Genomic DNA, 18,336 nt, shown 5'->3' on the forward strand with positions numbered 1-18,336 from the left:
TGGGTAGCTGCAGGCTCAGGCGCCCTGCTTGCGAAGAAGCAGGAGGCCGCGCCTGGCTTGCAGCTTGTAGCTTGCCGCTTGAAGCTTGTATCAGTTGGTTGGAGCACCCTTGGCGATCCATGCACCAATCAGTTCACGTTCCTGCTGGGTCATCTGGGTGATGTTGCCCAGGGGCATGATCTGGCTGGCGACGGCCTGTGCCTGGATGCGTGGGGCCAGTTGCTGGATCTGTTGCGGGGTATCGAGCATCACGCCGGCCGGGGCGGCACTGAACAGCGGGCTGGTCGGCTTGGCCGAATGGCACACGGTGCAGCGTTCCTGGATGACGCTGTGGATCTTGTCGAAGTTGCCGCTGTCCGCCGCAGCGGTGGCAGTGGCGGGCGCTTCGGCCGGGGTGGCGGCAGGTGCCGGGTTGGCGGCCTGTTCGGCGGCTTTCTCGGCAGCGGTCTTGCCACCCAGTGCGGTTTCCGGCAGCGGCTGGTACTGGACCTTGGCAGCGGCCTGCTCAGGGGCGGTCGGCATCGGCTTGGGGCCGGTGACGTAGGCCAGGCAGATCATCGCCAGGGCGCCGACGGGCAGGGTCCAGGCGTACTTGGCGCTGTCGTGGCGGGTGTTGAAGTAGTGACGCACCAGCACCGCTGCAATCGCGATCCCGGCCAGGATCAGCCAGTTGTACTGGCTGCCGTAGGTGCTCGGGAAGTGGTTGCTGATCATGATGAACAGCACCGGCAGGGTGAAGTAGTTGTTGTGGCGCGAACGCAGCAGGCCCTTGGCCGGCAGGGTCGGGTCGGGGGTTTCGTTCTTCTCGATGGCGGCGACCAGTGCACGCTGGGCCGGCATGATGATGCGGAACACGTTGCCGACCATGATGGTGCCGATGATCGCGCCGGTGTGCAGGTACGCACCACGGCCGCTGAACACCTGGCTGAAGCCGTAGCAGGCCGCAATGATCAGCACGAACAGCACCAGGCCGAGCAGGCCGGGGCGCTTGCCCAGGGGCGAGTCGCACAGCACGTCGTAGATGAACCAGCCGGCGATCAGCGAACCGACGCCGATGGCGATGCCTTCACCACCGCTCAGGGTGCTGCCGGGGGCCAGCAGGTAGACGCTGGGGTTCCAGTAGAACACCAGGCACAGCAGGGCAATACCCGACATCCAGGTGAAGTAGGCTTCCCATTTGAACCAGTGCAGGTTCTCCGGCATTTTCGGCGGGGCCAGCTTGTACTTTTCCAGGTGGTAGATACCGCCACCGTGAATCGCCCAGAGGTCGCCCGACAGACCGTCGCGCGGGTTGGCCCGGTTGAGGTTGTTCTCCAGCCATACGAAATAGAACGACGCGCCGATCCAGGCCACGCCAGTGATCATGTGAACCCAGCGCACGCTCAGGTTCAGCCATTCCAACAGATGTGCTTCCACAGTCTTTACCTCTTGCCGGTCACCGCAGGCCAGTGACCGACCTTCTCTTATTGGTGGGGTGCGAGGATCAGTTGCTCATCCTCATTGAAGAAATGTTCGTCGCAGTTGTTGCCGGAACCGCTGCGATCAACCACCAGGAAGTCATCCCGCTTTTCGATCGTCAGCACCGGGTGGTGCCAGACGCCGCGATGGTAATTGATGCCCTGCCTGCCATTACTGACAAAGGCGCGGACAAGACCCGATACAGGTACATCGCCAACGGGCGCGACCACGATCAGAAAGGGATTGCCGAGCAGCGGGATGAAGGCCTGGCTGCCCAGCGGATGGCGCTCCAGCATGCGCACGGTCAGCGGCATGTCCTGCGCGTCGGCGCGGAAGATGCTGATGATGGCGGAGTCCTCGGGCTGGGCGGTTTCTACCGTGGCCAGCTTGTGGAAGCGCATGGTCGAACCGTTGTTGATCATGAAGTGGTCGCTGCCGTCGGTTTCGATCACGTCACCGAAAGGGGCGAAGGCTTCTTTGGTCAGGGGCTCAATCACTAAAGTGCGCATGCGGGTGTTCTCTAATTATGTGTTGTCGGGGCTTTGGCGATTGCCGGCAGGCCAGTGCCTGCCAAGGCGCGCCGGTTACAGCTGCTGCAGGCGGAACAGGGCGATCAGGTTGATCTGCGCCAGGGCTTCCTTGAACTCGGCCTCGACCGAGTTGTGGATGCGTTTCTCGAACGAGGCGAGGATCTGGTGCCGGTTGCTGCCTTTTACCGCCATGATGAACGGGAACTGGAACCTGGCCTTGTAGGCGTCGTTGAGTTCGGTGAAACGGGCGAACTCTTCGGCGGTGCACTGGTGGATGCCGGCGCCAGCCTGTTCGTTGGTGCTCGATTCGGTCAGTTCGCCCTGGACGGCGGCTTTGCCGGCCAGGTCCGGGTGAGCATTGATCAGGGCCAGCTGGCTGGCGTGATCGGCGCTGAGCAGGATGTCGCTCATGCGCTGGTGCAGGGCTTCGATCTGGTCCAGCTCGTGCAGTTGGCCCAGGTCGTAGGCTTTTTCGGCGACCCACGGCGAGTGCTCGTAGATGTCGGCGAAGGCGGCGACGAACGCGGCACGGTCCAGGGTCGAAGGCTTGAGGGTCTTGAAGTCGGTCATTTGGCGCTCTCGGCTTGGAAAGGGTGGGTGGCATGCCAGTGGCGGGCGATGTCCACGCGCCGGGCGAACCACACCTGCTCATGGCTCTTGGCGTACTCCACGAAGCGCTTGAGCGCGGCGATGCGTGCCGGGCGGCCGATCAGGCGGCAGTGCAAGCCGATCGAGAGCATCTTCGGCGCCTCGGCACCTTCGGCGTAGAGCACGTCGAAGGCGTCCTTGAGGTACTGGAAGAACTGCTCGCCACAATTGAAGCCCTGCACCTGGGTGAAGCGCATGTCGTTGGTGTCCAGGGTGTAGGGGATCACCAGGTGCGGCTTGCCGGTGGGGTTGTTGGGTTCCCAGTAGGGCAGGTCGTCGTCGTAGGTATCGCTGTCGTAGAGGAAGCCGCCTTCCTCCATCACCAGGCGGCGGGTGTTGGGCCCGGTACGGCCGGTGTACCAGCCCAGGGGGCGCTCGCCGGTGAGGTCGGTGAGAATGCGGATGGCCTCGAGCATGTGCTCGCGCTCCTGGTTCTCGTCCATGTACTGGTAGTCGATCCAGCGGTAGCCGTGGCTGCAGATCTCATGGCCGGCGGCGACCATGGCGCGGATCACGTCGGGGTGGCGCTGGGCGGCCATGGCCACGGCAAACACGGTGAGCGGCACGCCGGTGTCTTCGAACAGCTTGAGCAGGCGCCACACACCGGCGCGGCTGCCATACTCGTAAAGCGATTCCATGCTCATGTTGCGGGCGCCCTGCAGGGGCTGCGCCGAGACCATCTCGGAAAGGAAGGCTTCGGATTCCTTATCCCCGTGAAGAATGTTGCGTTCGCCACCTTCTTCATAGTTGAGCACGAAAGACAAAGCGATGCGGGCATTCCCCGGCCAGCGCGGATGGGGTGGGTTGTTGCCGTAACCGATCAGGTCGCGAGGATAATCAGCGCTCACTGCAGCCTTCCTTCTTGTACGTGAAAACGGGGGTGTGGTGTCTGAGTCAGGTCATCGGCCACAACGATGGAGTGATTGTATACAACTTTATTGACGATTTGTAAGCCTGTTTTTTCGCATTTCTTCCGCCATTTGGCCTTGAAAAAGGTTGCAAGAAACCTGCCTGATTGGTCAGTAAATGACGATAGCGTCCGCCAGGCGCGCGGCTTTGCGACTGATGGCGTATTTACAGGGCACGCTCGGCAGGCTAACAAAATCGTCGAATTTATTGTGTACAATTTTAGCTGAAAATGTCTTAATAATCCGACAGCCGCACGCTGCCCTGCTTCATCCCGGTGCCGTGCGGGTATTTTTTGCCCATAGATTGAAACGAGGCGCACGCAATGGGACGTTTGACCACGCATGTACTGGATGCCGCACATGGCTGCCCTGGCAGCTCGATCAAGGTCGAGCTGTACCGGGTCGAAGGCCAGCAGCTTGAGCTGGTGAACACGGCGCTGACCAACAGCGATGGCCGTTGCGATGCGCCACTGCTGCAGGGTGAGGATTACCGCAGCGGTGTGTACCAGCTGCAGTTCAGTGCCGGTGACTATTATCGTGCCCGTGGTGTGCAGTTGCCGGAGCCGGCGTTCCTGGATGTGGTGGTGCTGCGTTTCGGCATCAGCGCCGAGCAGGATCACTACCACGTGCCGTTGCTGATCTCGCCGTACAGTTACTCGACCTATCGCGGAAGCTAGTTGGTCGCTAGATGAATCTTCGTAGGTCCTTGCCCGCTCTCACTGGCGGGCTTTTTTTTGCCTCGGATTCGAGGGCGTGCCTGCAGGGCTGTTCGCTGGCAGAGCGGCACAGGCAACAAAAAGCCCCGCCCGAAGGCGAGGCTCCTTGAACCGACGCAGTGCTTACAGGAACACGAACTTGGCCACAAAGATCGCACACAGCACCCACAGGCTCGCCGAGATCTCCCTGTAGCGCCCGGTGCCGGCCTTGAGCACCACATAGGTGATGAAGCCCAGCGCAATGCCGTCCGCCACCGAGAATGTCAGCGGCATCATGATCGCCGTGACGATCGCCGGAATGCTATCGGTGGCTTCATCCCAGTTGATGTGCGCCATGCTGCCCATCATCAACATCGCCACATAGATCAGTGCGCCGGCGGTGGCATACGCCGGGATCATGCCCGCCAGCGGCGCAAAGAACATCGCCGCGACGAACAGCAGGCCGACCACCACGGCCGTGAGCCCCGTGCGCCCGCCGGCCGCCACACCTGCAGCACTTTCCACGTAGCTGGTTACTGGCGGCACACCCACCACTGCACCGAACACGCTCGATGCACTGTCGGCCTTAAGCGCCCGTGACAGGTTTTCGATGCGCCCCTCGGCGTTCACCAGGTTGGCGCGCTGGGCCACGCCCATCAGCGTGCCGGCGGTGTCGAACATGTGCACGAACAGAAATGCCAGTACCACGCTGATCATGCTGACGTTGAACACGCCCGCCACGTCCATGGCCATCCAGGTGGGCGCCAGGCTCGGCGGCAGCGAGAACACGCCGCCATATTCCACCAGGCCCAGGGCCCAGCCGGCCAGTGTCACGGCGATGATGCTGATCAGGATCGCGCCGAACACCCGGCGGTAGCTGAGCACGGCAATCATCAGGAAGCACGCCGCCGCCAGCAGCGGGCCAGGCTCGTGCAGCGAACCGAGCTTGATCAGGGTGGCTGGGCTGGCGACGATGATGCCGGCCGTCTTCAGACCGATCACCCCGAGAAACAGCCCCACACCCGCGCCCATGGCGTGACGCAGGCTCAGCGGGATGCTGTTGAGCAGCCATTCGCGCACCCGCGACAGCGTCAGCAGCATGAACAGCACACCCGATACGAACACCGCACCCAGCGCGGCCTCCCAGGTGTAGCCCATGGTGCCGACCACGGTGTAGGTGAAAAAGGCATTCAGCCCCATGCCGGGTGCCAGGCCCACCGGCCAGTTGGCATACAGGCCCATCAGCAGGCAGCCGAGCGCCGCCGCGATGCAGGTGGCCACGAACGCGGCGCCGTGGTCGATGCCGGCGTCGGCCATGATGTTGGGGTTGACGAAAATGATGTAGGCCATGGTGATGAAGGTGGTTACACCCGCGATCAGTTCGGTCCTGACAGTGGTGCCGTGCAGCTTGAGTTTGAAAATCCGCTCCAGCCAGCTCGTTTCGAGCGGTGGGGCAAGATCCAGCGTAGGGGCTTGGGGTTTGCGGCTTTCCACAGCGTGTACTCCTCACGTCTTTTCTTGTTGTTCAGAGCTTGTCCTGCGCATTGACTGGGGGCTCTGCGAGGGGGAGGGCATGGCGACCGGACCTGTTGTTGACCTGCGGGTCAGGAAGTTGCACGGCTGGATTATGCGTTTGTATACAAATAATGCAAATAATGTTTTTGTCGGTGTGTGCAGGTAAATTGTCGCCACGGCTATAACGTGATGGCACTCTGCAGAAATCGCCAAGCCTGTGTACAATGCGTCAATACCATGAACGTCTAATTTTCTATCCAGGACTTGCCATCGCCCTACTGGCTGGTATTACAGTCAGGGTCCGATAGGTGGATCTCCGTGCTCGAGCGCCCATGAACGAACAGCTGCAACCCCTCAAGAAACCCACGCGCACCGGCAAGGCCGGTCGTAGCGGCACCCAGGACGATATCGTTTACGCGCACATATTCGAGGCAATCCTCGAACAACGCCTGGCGCCGGGTACCAAGTTGAGTGAGGAAGCCCTGGGCGAGATCTTCGGCGTCAGCCGCACCATCATCCGGCGTGCGCTGTCGCGCCTGGCCCACGAAAGCGTGGTGCTGCTGCGCCCCAATCGCGGTGCGGTAGTGGCCAGCCCGACCGTCGAAGAGGCGCGTCAGGTGTTCTTTTCGCGGCGCATGGTCGAGCGTGCCATCACCGAACTTGCAGTGGAGCACGCCACCGCCGAGCAGTTGAACGAACTGCGCCAGATGGTGCGCGACGAGCGCGACAGCTTCTCGCGCGGCGACCGGGGTGCCGGCATTCGCCTGTCTGGCGAGTTTCACCTCAAGCTGGCGGAAGCGGCGGGCAATGCACCGCTGATCAGCTTCCAGCGCAGCCTGGTATCGCAGACTTCGCTGATCATTGCCCAGTACGAAAGCGGCAACCGCTCGCACTGCTCGTATGACGAGCACATGCAACTGATCGACGCTATCGAGGCGCGTGATGCGGCCCAGGCGGTGAGCCTCATGATGCACCACATGGACCACATCGACAGCAAGCTCAACCTCGACGAGGAGAGTGCGTCGGATGACCTGCACGCGGTGTTTTCGCACCTGCTGCAAACCAAGAAGCGCGGCAGTTCGGTGCCGGCAAAGGGCTGATACCGCGTCGCCTGCAATCGCGGGTCGAGCCCGCTCCCACAGGATTGTCTCGGTCCTTGTGGGAGCGGGCTTGACCCGCGATGCTTTCAGGGCTGCTGGCACTTGAGCCAACCTCTGCTAGATTTCTATCTGTTGCACTCCCGCAAACCTTCATCAAGCAGTTGGGCTTGCGCTTCAGGCGTACCACTTCTTGAGGACTGACTGATGTCGATGCCCATGAGCAAACGCATGGGAGCTGAATTGATAGGGACGTTCTGGTTGGTGTTGGGGGGTTGTGGCAGCGCGGTACTGGCTGCGTCTTTTCCGATCGGCATTGGCCTGGTCGGTGTCTCCATGGCCTTCGGGCTGACTGTGCTGACCATGGCATTCGCCATCGGTCATATCTCCGGTTGTCACCTCAACCCTGCGGTATCGCTGGGCCTGGTCGTGGGCGGGCGGTTTCCGCTCAAGGACCTGGTGCCGTACGTGATCGCCCAGGTGGTGGGCGCCATCCTGGCTGCCGGTGTGATCTACCTCATCGCCAGCGGCAAGGCCGGCTTCGAGCTGTCGAACGGGCTTGCCTCGAACGGCTATGGCGAGCATTCGCCGGGGCAGTACTCGCTGGGGGCAGGTTTTGTCAGCGAGGTGGTGATGACCGCGATGTTCATTCTGATCATCATGGGCGCCACCGATTCACGGGCGCCGGCCGGCTTTGCGCCGATCGCCATCGGGCTGGCGCTGACGCTGATCCACCTGGTGTCGATACCGGTTACCAACACGTCGGTGAACCCGGCACGCAGCACCGGGCCGGCGCTGTTCGTCGGTGGCTGGGCGCTGCATCAGCTGTGGCTGTTCTGGGTGGCGCCGCTGATCGGGGCAGTGATCGGCGGCGCGTTGTACCGCGGCCTGTTTCGAACGCCTTAGCGCTGGTGCACGCTGCGCCCGGCGGCAAAGGTTTCGCGAATGGTACGGTCGTCGCCCAGGGTGGTCAGCACGAACAGGGTCTCCTCGATGCTGCCGGACTGCTGGAGACGGTAGTCCAGCAGCGGGGTGGCCTTGTAATCGAGCACGATGAAGTCGGCGTCGCTGCCCGGTTGCAGGGTGCCGATGCGCTCCTCCAGGTTCAATGCCCGCGCACCGCCCAGGGTGGCCAGGTACAGCGACTTGAACGGGCTCAGGCGTGCGCCCTGCAACTGCATGACCTTGTAGGCTTCGTTCAGGGTGTACAGCAGCGAGAAGCTGGTGCCGGCGCCCACGTCGGTGCCCAGGCCGACCTTGACCTTGTGCTGCTCGGCCTGGGGCAGGTTGAACAGGCCGCTGCCCAGGAACAGGTTGGAGGTCGGGCAGAACGCCACGGCCGAACCGGTCTCGGCCAGGCGCTGGCATTCGGCATCGCACAGGTGAACGGCGTGGGCGAACACCGAGCGCTCGCCCAGCAGTTCGAAATGGTCGTACACATCCAGGTAGCCGCTGCGCTCGGGGAACAGCGCCTTGACCCACTCGATCTCCTTGAGGTTTTCGCTCAGGTGGGTGTGCAGGTACAGGTCCGGGAACTCCTTGAGCAACTGGCCGGCCAGGGCCAGCTGTTGCGGGGTGCTGGTGGGCGCAAAGCGCGGGGTCACCGCATAGTGCAGGCGGCCCTTGCCGTGCCAGCGCTGGATCAGCGCCTTGCTGTCGGCGTAGCCCGACTCGGCGGTGTCGGTCAGGTAGTCGGGGGCGTTGCGGTCCATCATCACCTTGCCGGCGATCAGGCGCAGGTCCAGGCGCTCGGCTTCCTCGAACAGGGCGTTGACCGAGGCAGGGTGCACGCTGCCGAACACCAGCGCCGAGGTGGTGCCGTTGCGCAGCAGCTCCTTGAGGAACAGCTTGGCCACCTTGTCGGCGTGAGCCTTGTCTTCGAACTGGCGCTCGCACGGGAAGGTGTAGGTGTTCAGCCAGTCCAGCAACTGCTCGCCGTAGGAGCCGATCATGCCGGTCTGCGGGAAGTGGATATGGGTATCGATGAACCCCGGGGTGATCAATGCGTCCTGGTAGTGCACCACTTCGATGTCGGCGTCCAGGCCTGGCAGCAGTTCGCTGGCGTGGCCGATGGCGCTGATCTTGCCCTGGTCGATGACCAGCAGGCCGTCTTCGAAATATTCATACGATGCTTCGACGCCCACCTCGGCAGGGTCGGCGAGGCTGTGCAGCAGGGCGGCACGGTAGGCTTTGCGGGTTGCGCTCATGTGGCTCTCGTCAAATGGCTTGGCTGCGCCGTGACGGCGGCAGCAGTTTGGCAATGGGTTGGGTGGTGGCCGAGCCGGTATGCTGGCCGAAGTTCGCGTTGTAGGTGGCGATGATTTCGGCGGCGATGGACACGGCGATCTCGATCGGCAGCTTACCCTTGACCTCGGCCAGGCCCATCGGGCAGCGCATGCGTGCCAGGCTGTCGGCGGCAAAGCCGCGCTCGCGCAGGCGGTGCTCGAACTTCACGCGCTTGGTCCTGGAGCCGATCAGGCCGAACCAGGTGAAATCGTTGCGCTTGAGGATCGCGGCGGTCAGTTCCAGGTCCAGTTGATGGTTGTGGGTCATGACGATGCAATAGCTGCCGGCGGGCAGTTCATCGACCTCGTCGACCGGTTCCTCGCTGACGACCTTGCTCACCCCCGTGGGGATGGTGTCGGGGAATTCCTGCTCGCGCGAATCGATCCAGCGTACCCGGCAGGGCAGCGCGGCGAGCAAGGGTACCAGAGCGCGGCCGACATGGCCTGCGCCGAATACCGCGATCTGCGCCTGCACGCCGCCCATGGGCTCGAACAGCAGCACGGTGGCGCCGCCGCAGCACTGGCCAAGGCTGGCGCCGAGGCTGAAGCGCTCCAGGTGGGTGGTTTCGCGGCCTTCGGCAAGCATCTGCCGGGCGATGTGCATGGCCTTGTATTCCAGGTGCCCACCGCCGATGGTGTCGAACAGCTGGGTCGCGCTGACGACCATCTTCGAGCCGGCATTGCGCGGGGTGGAGCCCAGCTCTTCGATGATGGTCACCAGCACGCAGGGTTCGCCCCGGGTGTGCAGGTCGGACAGGGCGTTGATCCAGGTGTGCATAGTCGGTTGCCTCTTCAGTGCCTGATCGGGCCTCTTCGCCGGCAAGGCCGGCTCCTACAGCAATCACGCCCTGTAGGAGCCGGCCTTGCCGGCGAAGGGCGCACTACGGTGTAACGGTTTCCACCTCGGCAGCTGCCTGCCGGCCCGCCACCACCTTGCGCATCTGCTCGCAGCCCCACAGCACCCGCTCGGGGGTGGCCGGGGCATCGATCTGCGGTTGCTCGCGATAATCCGCCAGGCTGGCCACTGCATCCTTGATCGCGCACCACGGCGCGATCCCCAGCATGAACGGCGGCTCGCCCACCGCCTTGGAATGGAACACCGTGTCCTCGGGGTTCTTGCGGTTCTCCACCAGCTTCACCCGCAGGTCCACCGGCATGTCCGCCACCGCCGGGATCTTGTAGCTGGCCGGGCCGCTGGTCATCAGCTTGCCCTTGGCGTTCCACACCAGTTCCTCGGTGGTCAGCCACCCCATGCCCTGGATGAACCCGCCCTCCACCTGGCCAATGTCGATGGCCGGGTTCAGCGAGGCGCCCACGTCATGCAGGATGTCGGTGCGCAGCATCTTGTACTCGCCGGTCAGGGTGTCGACGATCACCTCGGCGCACGCCGCGCCGAAGGCGAAGTAGTAGAACGGGCGCCCGCGCGCCTGGCTGCGGTCGTAGTAGATCTTCGGGGTCTTGTAGAAGCCGGTGCTCGACAGCGACACCTGGGCAAAGTAGGCCTGCTGCACCAGGCTCTCGAAGGTGAGGATTTCATCGCGCACGCGCACGTGCCCGTTGCGAAACTCGACGTCTTCTTCACTGACCTTGTACTGGCGCGCGGCAAACTCCACCAGGCGCTGCTTGAGGATTTCGGCCGCGTTCTGCGCCGCCTTGCCGTTCAGGTCGGCGCCGCTGGACGCCGCCGTGGGCGAGGTGTTGGGCACCTTGTCGGTGTTGGTGGCGGTGATCTGTATGCGGCTGAAGTCCACCTGGAACACTTCGGCCACCACCTGGGCCACCTTGGTGTTCAGGCCCTGGCCCATCTCGGTGCCGCCGTGGTTGAGGTGGATGCTGCCATCGGTGTAGATGTGCACCAGCGCACCGGCCTGGTTGAGAAAGCTGGCGGTGAACGAGATGCCGAACTTCACCGGGGTCAGCGCCAGGCCCTTTTTCAGCACCGGGCTGTTGGCGTTGAAGCGGCGGATCGACTCGCGGCGCTGCTGGTAGTCGCTGCTGGCTTCGAGCTCGGCAGTGATCTCCTCGAGCATGTTGTGCTCGACTGTCTGGTAGTAGTGGGTGACGTTGCGCTCGGTCTTGCCGTAGTAGTTGGCCTTGCGTACCGCCAGCGGGTCCAGTGCCAGGTGGCGGGCGATGCGGTCCATCACCTCTTCGATGGCAACCATGCCCTGCGGGCCGCCAAAGCCGCGGTAGGCGGTATTGGAGGCGGTGTTGGTCTTGCAGCGGTGGCCGTTGATGGTGGCGTCGCCCAGGTAGTAGGCGTTGTCGGAGTGGAACATCGCACGGTCGACGATCGAGGCCGACAGGTCCGGCGAGCAGCCGCAGTTGCCGGCCAGTTCCAGGTTGATGCCATGCAGGCGGCCGCTGTCGTCGAACCCCACGTCGTATTCGATATAGAAGGGGTGGCGTTTGCCGGTCATCAGCATGTCCTCGACCCGTGGCAGGCGCATCTTGGTCGGCTGCCCGGTCAGGCGCGCGATCACCGCGCACAGGCAGGCGGGGCTGGCGGCCTGGGTTTCCTTGCCGCCGAAGCCGCCGCCCATGCGGCGCATGTCCACCACGACCTTGTTCATCGGCACGTCCAGCACTTCGGCCACCAGCTTCTGCACCTCGGTGGGGTTCTGCGTGGAGCAGTACACGATCATGCCGCCATCCTCGGTGGGCATCACCGAGGAGATCTGGGTTTCGAGGTAGAAGTGCTCCTGGCCGCCGATATGCAGGGTGCCCTGCACCCGATGCGGGGCGCTGGCCAGCGCGGTGACCGAATCGCCGCGCTGGTGGGTGTGGCTGTCGAGCACGAAATGCTTCTTGCGCAGGGCCTGAACCACATCCAGCACCGGCTCCAGGTCTTCGTATTCGATGATTGCGGCCATCGCTGCGCGGCGGGCGGTGTCCAGGTCGCAGGCGGCCACGGCCAGCACCGGCTGGCCGACGAACTCGACGGTGTCGATGGCCAGCAGCGGGTCGCCCGGCAGCAGCGGGCCGATGTCCTTCAGGCCCGGGATGTCTTCGTGGGTGATGGCGATACGCACGCCCTCGATGGCGTAGCACGGGCGGGTGTCGATGCTCAGCACCCGTGCATGGGCGCGGTCCGACAAGCGAGCGTACACATGCAACTGGTTGGGGAATTCGAGGCGGTCATCGATATACACCGCCTCGCCGGACACATGCTTGTCGGCGCTGTCGTGCTTGATGCTGCGCCCGACGCCACTGGTCAGGCCCTGGGCGAACAGCTCGGCCAGTTCGGCCTGGCTCCTGGCCACGTGAGGATGGTTAGACATAGGCGGTCACCCGGGTTTCGATGTGCGGCGTGTGCAGTTCGATGAAGTACTTGCGCAGCAGGTTCTGCGCGCCGAGCAGGCGGTATTCCTTGCTGGCCCTGAAGTCCGACAGCGGGGTGAAGTCTTCGCCCAGCGCCTGGCAGGCGCGCTCGATACCGGCCTGGTTGAACGGCTTGCCGAGCAGGGCGGCTTCACAGGCGCGGGCGCGCTTGGGGATGGCGGCCATGCCGCCGAAGGCGATACGTGCCTCGGCCACCACGCCGTTGTCTATGCGCAGGTTGAAGGCGGCGCACACCGCCGAAATGTCGTCGTCCAGTCGCTTGGACACCTTGTAGGCCCGGAACGCCCAGGCCAGGTTGGCCCGCGGCACGATGATCTTCTCGATGAACTCGCTTTCCTGGCGTGCGGTGATGCGGTAGTCGATGAAATAGTCTTCCAGCGCCAGGGTGCGTGTGTCCTGACCCCGGCGCAGCACGATCTGCGCACCCAGGGCGATCAGCAGGGGCGGCGAATCGCCGATCGGCGAGGCGTTGCCGATGTTGCCGCCCAGGGTGCCCTGATTGCGGATCTGCAGCGAGGCGAAGCGGTGCAGCAGTTCGCCGAAGTCGGGGTATTCACGGCTCAGCGCGTCATAGCAGTCGGTGAGTGACGTGGCGGCGCCGATTTCCAGGCGATCGTCAAAGGCCTCGACCCGCTTCATCTCGGCGACGTTACCCACGTAGATCATCACCGGCAGGGTCTTGTGGAACTGCGTGACCTCCAGCGCCAGGTCGGTGCCGCCGGCCAGCAGGCGGGCTTCGGGGTGCGAGCCGTACAGCTCGGCCAGGTCGGCCACGGTCAGCGGCACCAGGCAGCGCTTGTCGCCGCTGTTGAGTTCGCCGGTTTCCTTGGGCGCAATCGCCTGGAGCCGGGCGATGGTCTGTGCCTGGGCGCTGTCGAACTGGTCGGGGGCGGCCTGGCAGCAAGCCTGCTCGGCGGCTGCCAGGATCGGCCGGTAGCCGGTGCAGCGGCACAGGTTGCCGGCCAGGGCCTCCTGGGCGCGGTGCAGGTCGGGGGCGTCGCTGTTCTTCTGCAGGGCGAACAGCGACATCACGAAGCCCGGGGTACAGAAGCCGCATTGCGAGCCATGGCAGTCGACCATGGCCTGCTGCACGCTGTGCAGCTTGCCCTGGTGCTTGAGCCCTTCGACGCTGATCAGCTGCTTGCCATGCAGCGACGAGACGAACGTCAGGCACGAATTGAGGCTGCGATAACGCAGGTGCTGCCGGCCGTGTTCATCTGCAGCCAGTTCACCGACCACGACGGTGCAGGCGCCGCAATCGCCGCTCGCGCAGCCTTCCTTGGTACCGGGTTTGCCCAAGTGCTCGCGCAGGTACTCGAGCACCGTCAGGTTGGGGTCCAGGGCATGCTCACTGCGCAGCTCCTGGTTGAGTAGAAACTGGATCACGGAAGGCCTCACAAGCGAATTATTGTTGTTGAGTGGACGGGGTCGACTGTAGGCAGACTTGACTTGCCGGTCAACTGCTTTCTGACTTCAAGGTCAGCTTTTTGTGCGTGCTGATCCTGTCATCCTCGATAGCCTCTGTATTCAGCATAGAACCGGGGCCGGGTTGACGATTGTTTTGCTTCAATCGTGCCAACTGCGTGCCTGTGCCGCTGCGCGAGGTGCAGGCAAGTGCGCTACAATCGGCGCTTGTGCACAGTTCAATGATTTTGAAGGAAAACCATGACGTTCAAGGCGCCGGACAGCCTCTCCGAGCAAATTGCCCATTACCTGGCCGAGCGGATCATCCGCGGTGAGCTCAAACCTGCCGAGCGCATCCAGGAACAGAAGGTCACCCAGGCGCTCAATGTCAGCCGTGGCTCGGTGCGCGAGGCACTGCTTATACTCGAGCGCCGGCACCTGGTGACCATCCTGCCGCGCCGTGGCGCGCAGGTTACGGCGCTCAACGAGCACAACGTGCGCAGCCTCTGCACCCTGATGAGCGAGCTGTACATCCTGCTGGGCAATGCCGTGGCCAGCGCGCCGCGCAGCGAAGCCGAACTTGCACCGTTTCTGGTCATCCAGCAGCGTCTGCACGCCGCCAGTGCGCGCCAGGACATCAAGGCCTTCGTCGAAGAGAGCTTCGCGGTGATGCGCGCCGCGTACCCGTTCGCCAACAACCCCTACCTGCAGGAAACCGTCGAGAACCTGCAGCCGGCCATGAGCCGCACCTATTACCTGGCGCTGGACCAGCGCAAGGCCAACATGAACGACTTCCTGGTGCTGTTCGCCCAACTGCTAGAAGCGGTGGTGGGTGGCGACCTGCCGCGTATCCGCGAGGTGCTGACGCAGTACTGCGAGCGCAGTTGCACGCTGGTGCTGTCCTCGCTGGTTGCTGGCTGAGCATGCGCCTCAAGTGCATTCGCCTGGCGGGGTTCAAGTCGTTCGTCGACCCGACTACCGTCAACTTCCCCAGCAACATGGCGGCCGTGGTCGGCCCCAATGGCTGCGGCAAGTCCAACATCATCGATGCGGTGCGCTGGGTGATGGGCGAAAGCTCGGCGAAAAACCTGCGTGGCGAGTCGATGACCGACGTCATCTTCAACGGCTCCACCAGCCGCAAGCCGGTCAGCCAGGCCAGTATCGAACTGGTGTTCGACAACAGTGACAACACCCTGGTGGGCGAGTATGCCGCCTATGCCGAGATCTCGATCCGGCGCAAGGTGACCCGCGACGCGCAGAACACCTATTACCTCAACGGCACCAAGTGCCGTCGGCGCGACATCACCGATATCTTCCTGGGTACCGGCCTGGGCCCGCGCAGCTACTCGATCATCGAGCAGGGCATGATCTCCAAGCTGATCGAGGCCAAGCCCGAAGAGTTGCGCAACTTCATCGAAGAGGCCGCCGGCATCTCCAAGTACAAGGAGCGCCGCCGCGAAACCGAAAACCGCATCCGCCGCACCCACGAGAACCTGGAACGCCTGACCGACCTGCGCGAAGAGCTGGAGCGTCAGCTCGAACGCCTGCACCGCCAGGCCCAGGCAGCGGAGAAATACAAGGAATACAAGGCCGAGGAGCGTCAGCTCAAGGCCCAGCTGGCGGCCCTGCGTTGGCGTGCGCTGAACGATCAGGTGGGCCAGCGCGAGGCGATCATCGGCGACCAGGAAGTGGCCTTCGAGGCCCTGGTGGCCGAGCAGCGCAATGCCGATGCGAGCATCGAGCGCCTGCGCGACGGTCACCACGACCTGTCGGAGCGTTTCAACCTGGTCCAGGGGCGCTTCTATTCGGTAGGCGGCGACATCGCCCGGGTCGAGCAGAACATCCAGCATGGCCAGCAGCGCCTGCGCCAGTTGCAGGATGACTTCAAGGAAGCCGAACGCGCGCGTCTGGAAACCGAATCGCACCTGGGCCACGACCGTACCTTGCTGGCGACCCTGGGCGAAGAGCTGGAGATGATCGAGCCCGAGCAGGAACTGTCGCTGGCGGCAGCCGAGGAGGCCGCCGCGACCCTTGAGGAAGCCGAGACCACCATGCATGGCTGGCAGGAGCAGTGGGACAGCTTCAACACCCGCTCCGCCGAGCCGCGCCGCCAGGCCGAGGTGCAGCAGTCACGCATCCAGCAGCTGGAGCAGAGCCTGGAGCGCGTCTCGGAGCGCCAGCGCAAGCTGGGCGAAGAACGCGACCAGTTGAGCGCCGACCCTGAAGATGCGGCCATCCTGGAACTGAACGAACAACTGGCCAGCAGCGAATTGCTGCTCGAAGACCTGCACCTGGAAGAACAGCAGGTGATCGAGCGCCTCGACGCGCTGCGCGAGCAATTGCAGCAGGCCGCCCAGGCGCAGCAGCAGGCCCAGGGTGAACTGCAGCGCCTGGGTGGCCGGCTGGCATCGCTCGAAGCCTTGCAGCAGGCCGCGCTGGACCCAGGCAGCGGTACCCTCGACTGGTTGCGCGCGCAGGGCCTGGAGCAACGCCCACGCCTGGCTGAAGGCCTGCGCGTGGAGCCGGGTTGGGAGCTGGCGGTGGAAACCGTGCTGGGCGCCGACCTGCACGCGGTACTGGTGGACGACCTGGCCGGGCTCGACCTGACGGGCTTCGAGCAGGGCGAGTTGCGTCTGCTGGAGGCCGCCGGCACCGGCAAGCGCCTTGCCGGCAGCCTGCTGGACAAAGTACAGGGCGGCGTTGACCTGGCCCCCTGGCTGGGCCAGGTCAAGCCGGTCGAGAGCCTCGAGCAGGCATTGAGCCTGCGCGGCCAGCTGGCCGACGGCCAAAGCCTGATCAGCCGCGACGGCTACTGGGTGGGGCGCCACTTTCTGCGGGTCAGCCGAGGCAACGATGCCCAGGGCGGCGTGCTGGCCCGCGGGCAGGAGCTTGAGCTGCTGGGCCTGGAGCGTCTGGAGCAGGAAGCTGCCCTGGAGCAGCTCGAAGCGCAGTTGCTGGCCCTGCGTGAACAGCAGCGCGTGCAGGAAGACAGCCGTGAACAACTGCGTCGTCGCACCCAGGAAGAAGCCCGCCAGCAAGGTGAGCTCAAGGCCCGTCTGTCGGCCGGCAAGGCCCGCGCCGAGCAGCTGACATTGCGCCGCCGGCGCCTTGAAGAAGAGCTGGCCGAGCTGCTGGAACAGCGCGCCATCGAACACGAAAGCCTGGGCGAGTCGCGCCTGCACCTGCAGGAAGCCCTCGACCTGATGGCCCACGACACCGAACAACGCGAGGCCTTGCTGGCCCAGCGCGACAACCTGCGCGAACGCCTCGACCGCGTGCGCCAGGAAGCCCGCCAGCACAAGGACCACGCCCATCAGTTGGCGGTACGCCTGGGTTCGCTGCGTGCCCAGCACGACTCCACGCGCCAGGCCCTCGAGCGCCTGGAGCTGCAGTCGGAGCGCCTGAACGAAAAGCGTGAACAACTGAGCCTGAACCTGGAGGAGGGCGAGGCGCCCCTCGAAGAGCTGCGCATGATGCTTGAGGCGCTGCTGGAAAAGCGCATGAGTGTCGACGAGGAAATGCGTCAGGCGCGCCTGCACATGGACGAGGCCGACCGCGAACTGCGCGAGGCCGAAAAGCGTCGTACCCAGGCCGAACAGCAATCCCAGCTGCTGCGCGGTCAGCTCGAACAGCACCGCATGGAATGGCAGGGGCTGAGTGTGCGGCGCAAGGCCCTGCAGGAACAGTTGCAGGCTGACGGCTATGATCTGGAAGGCGTGTTGGCGACCTTGCTGGCCGAGGCCAGCGAGCAGGAGGCTGAACTTGAGCTGGAGCGCATCGATGCGCGCATCCAGCGCCTGGGCGCGATCAACCTGGCGGCCATCGACGAGTACCAGCAGCAGTCCGAGCGCAAGCGCTACCTCGACGCCCAGGATGCCGACCTGGTCGAGGCCCTCGATACCCTGGAAAACGTGATTCGCAAGATCGACAAGGAAACCCGCAACCGCTTCAAGGATACCTTTGATCAGATAAATGCCGGATTACAGGCACTTTTCCCAAAAGTTTTCGGTGGTGGCAGCGCTTATCTGGAACTGACGGGCGAAGATCTACTCGATACAGGGGTAACGATCATGGCGCGCCCGCCGGGCAAGAAGAACAGCACCATCCATCTGCTCTCGGGCGGCGAGAAGGCGCTGACGGCCCTGGCCCTGGTGTTTGCCATCTTCAAGTTGAACCCGGCACCGTTCTGCATGCTCGACGAAGTCGATGCGCCGCTGGACGATGCCAACGTCGGACGCTATGCGCGCCTGGTCAAGGAGATGAGCCAGACCGTGCAGTTCATCTATATCACCCACAACAAGATCGCCATGGAAATGGCCGATCAACTGATGGGGGTGACCATGCACGAGCCCGGTTGCTCGCGGCTGGTGGCGGTGGACGTGGAGGAGGCGATGGCCATGGTCGACGCCTGAAAAACGGATATAACGCACGAACTTGCAGCAAATGCCCCTGTC

14 protein-coding genes are annotated in these 18,336 nt (G+C 63.9%); 5 read left to right on the forward strand and 9 right to left on the reverse strand.

The window, feature by feature from the left end:
- Positions 1–90 precede the first annotated feature (90 nt).
- The 4 genes from DN388_RS22240 to puuE all read right to left on the reverse strand — a co-directional run bounded on the left by DN388_RS22240 (position 91) and on the right by puuE (position 3,484).
- Positions 91–1,416, reverse strand: a complete 1,326-nt coding sequence (locus DN388_RS22240) for a urate hydroxylase PuuD (RefSeq protein WP_043862347.1) — start codon at positions 1,414–1,416, stop codon at positions 91–93.
- 47 nt (positions 1,417–1,463) lie between these two features.
- Positions 1,464–1,967, reverse strand: coding sequence for an ureidoglycolate lyase (locus tag DN388_RS22245; RefSeq protein WP_043862348.1), 504 nt, complete (start codon positions 1,965–1,967; stop codon positions 1,464–1,466).
- A gap of 75 nt (positions 1,968–2,042) precedes the next feature.
- Positions 2,043–2,558 (reverse strand): 2-oxo-4-hydroxy-4-carboxy-5-ureidoimidazoline decarboxylase, encoded by a 516-nt coding sequence (uraD, locus tag DN388_RS22250; protein ID WP_043862349.1) that lies wholly within the window; start codon positions 2,556–2,558, stop codon positions 2,043–2,045.
- A complete protein-coding gene (puuE, locus tag DN388_RS22255; protein ID WP_043862350.1) occupies positions 2,555–3,484 on the reverse strand; it encodes an allantoinase PuuE in 930 nt (309 codons plus the stop codon). The genes uraD and puuE overlap by 4 nt, the downstream gene beginning before the upstream one ends.
- A 383-nt stretch (positions 3,485–3,867) precedes the next feature.
- On the opposite strand from puuE, the gene uraH reads away from it, so the two are divergent.
- Positions 3,868–4,221 (forward strand): hydroxyisourate hydrolase, encoded by a 354-nt coding sequence (gene uraH / locus DN388_RS22260; RefSeq protein WP_043862351.1) that lies wholly within the window; start codon positions 3,868–3,870, stop codon positions 4,219–4,221.
- A gap of 162 nt (positions 4,222–4,383) precedes the next feature.
- Here the strand turns inward: uraH and DN388_RS22265 are convergent, their stop codons facing one another.
- Positions 4,384–5,703 (reverse strand): NCS2 family permease, encoded by a 1,320-nt coding sequence (locus DN388_RS22265; protein ID WP_213085891.1) that lies wholly within the window; start codon positions 5,701–5,703, stop codon positions 4,384–4,386.
- Positions 5,704–6,086: 383 nt separating this feature from the next.
- Between DN388_RS22265 and DN388_RS22270 the strand changes: the two genes are divergently transcribed.
- A complete protein-coding gene (locus DN388_RS22270; RefSeq protein ID WP_043862353.1) occupies positions 6,087–6,854 on the forward strand; it encodes a GntR family transcriptional regulator in 768 nt (255 codons plus the stop codon).
- 204 nt (positions 6,855–7,058) lie between these two features.
- A complete protein-coding gene (gene aqpZ / locus DN388_RS22275; RefSeq protein WP_054915596.1) occupies positions 7,059–7,757 on the forward strand; it encodes an aquaporin Z in 699 nt (232 codons plus the stop codon).
- Here the strand turns inward: aqpZ and guaD are convergent.
- The 4 genes from guaD to xdhA form a co-directional block, all read right to left on the reverse strand.
- Complete coding sequence (gene guaD, locus DN388_RS22280; protein WP_058542039.1) at positions 7,754–9,058, reverse strand: guanine deaminase; 1,305 nt, start codon at positions 9,056–9,058, stop codon at positions 7,754–7,756. The genes aqpZ and guaD overlap by 4 nt on opposite strands.
- Positions 9,059–9,068: 10 nt before the next feature.
- On the reverse strand, positions 9,069–9,914 hold the full coding sequence (gene xdhC / locus DN388_RS22285; protein ID WP_054915594.1) for a xanthine dehydrogenase accessory protein XdhC: 846 nt from the start codon (positions 9,912–9,914) through the stop codon (positions 9,069–9,071).
- Between the two features lie 103 nt (positions 9,915–10,017).
- Complete coding sequence (gene xdhB / locus DN388_RS22290) at positions 10,018–12,417, reverse strand: xanthine dehydrogenase molybdopterin binding subunit (RefSeq protein ID WP_078480256.1); 2,400 nt, start codon at positions 12,415–12,417, stop codon at positions 10,018–10,020.
- Positions 12,410–13,864 carry a xanthine dehydrogenase small subunit gene (gene xdhA, locus DN388_RS22295; protein ID WP_043862358.1) on the reverse strand — a complete coding sequence of 485 codons (1,455 nt, stop codon included), beginning with the start codon at positions 13,862–13,864 and terminating at the stop codon, positions 12,410–12,412. The genes xdhB and xdhA overlap by 8 nt, the downstream gene beginning before the upstream one ends.
- A gap of 279 nt (positions 13,865–14,143) precedes the next feature.
- Between xdhA and DN388_RS22300 the strand changes: the two genes are divergently transcribed.
- Together DN388_RS22300 and smc are read left to right on the forward strand one after the other, a co-directional pair.
- Positions 14,144–14,803, forward strand: coding sequence for a GntR family transcriptional regulator (locus DN388_RS22300; protein WP_043862359.1), 660 nt, complete (start codon positions 14,144–14,146; stop codon positions 14,801–14,803).
- A 2-nt stretch (positions 14,804–14,805) separates the two neighbouring features.
- Positions 14,806–18,294, forward strand: a complete 3,489-nt coding sequence (smc, locus tag DN388_RS22305) for a chromosome segregation protein SMC (RefSeq protein WP_054915591.1) — start codon at positions 14,806–14,808, stop codon at positions 18,292–18,294.
- Positions 18,295–18,336 lie beyond the last annotated feature (42 nt).

Origin of the sequence: Pseudomonas sp. S12(2018), assembly GCF_024355235.1 — a bacterium.
Classification (GTDB): Bacteria; Pseudomonadota; Gammaproteobacteria; order Pseudomonadales; family Pseudomonadaceae; genus Aquipseudomonas; species Aquipseudomonas palmensis.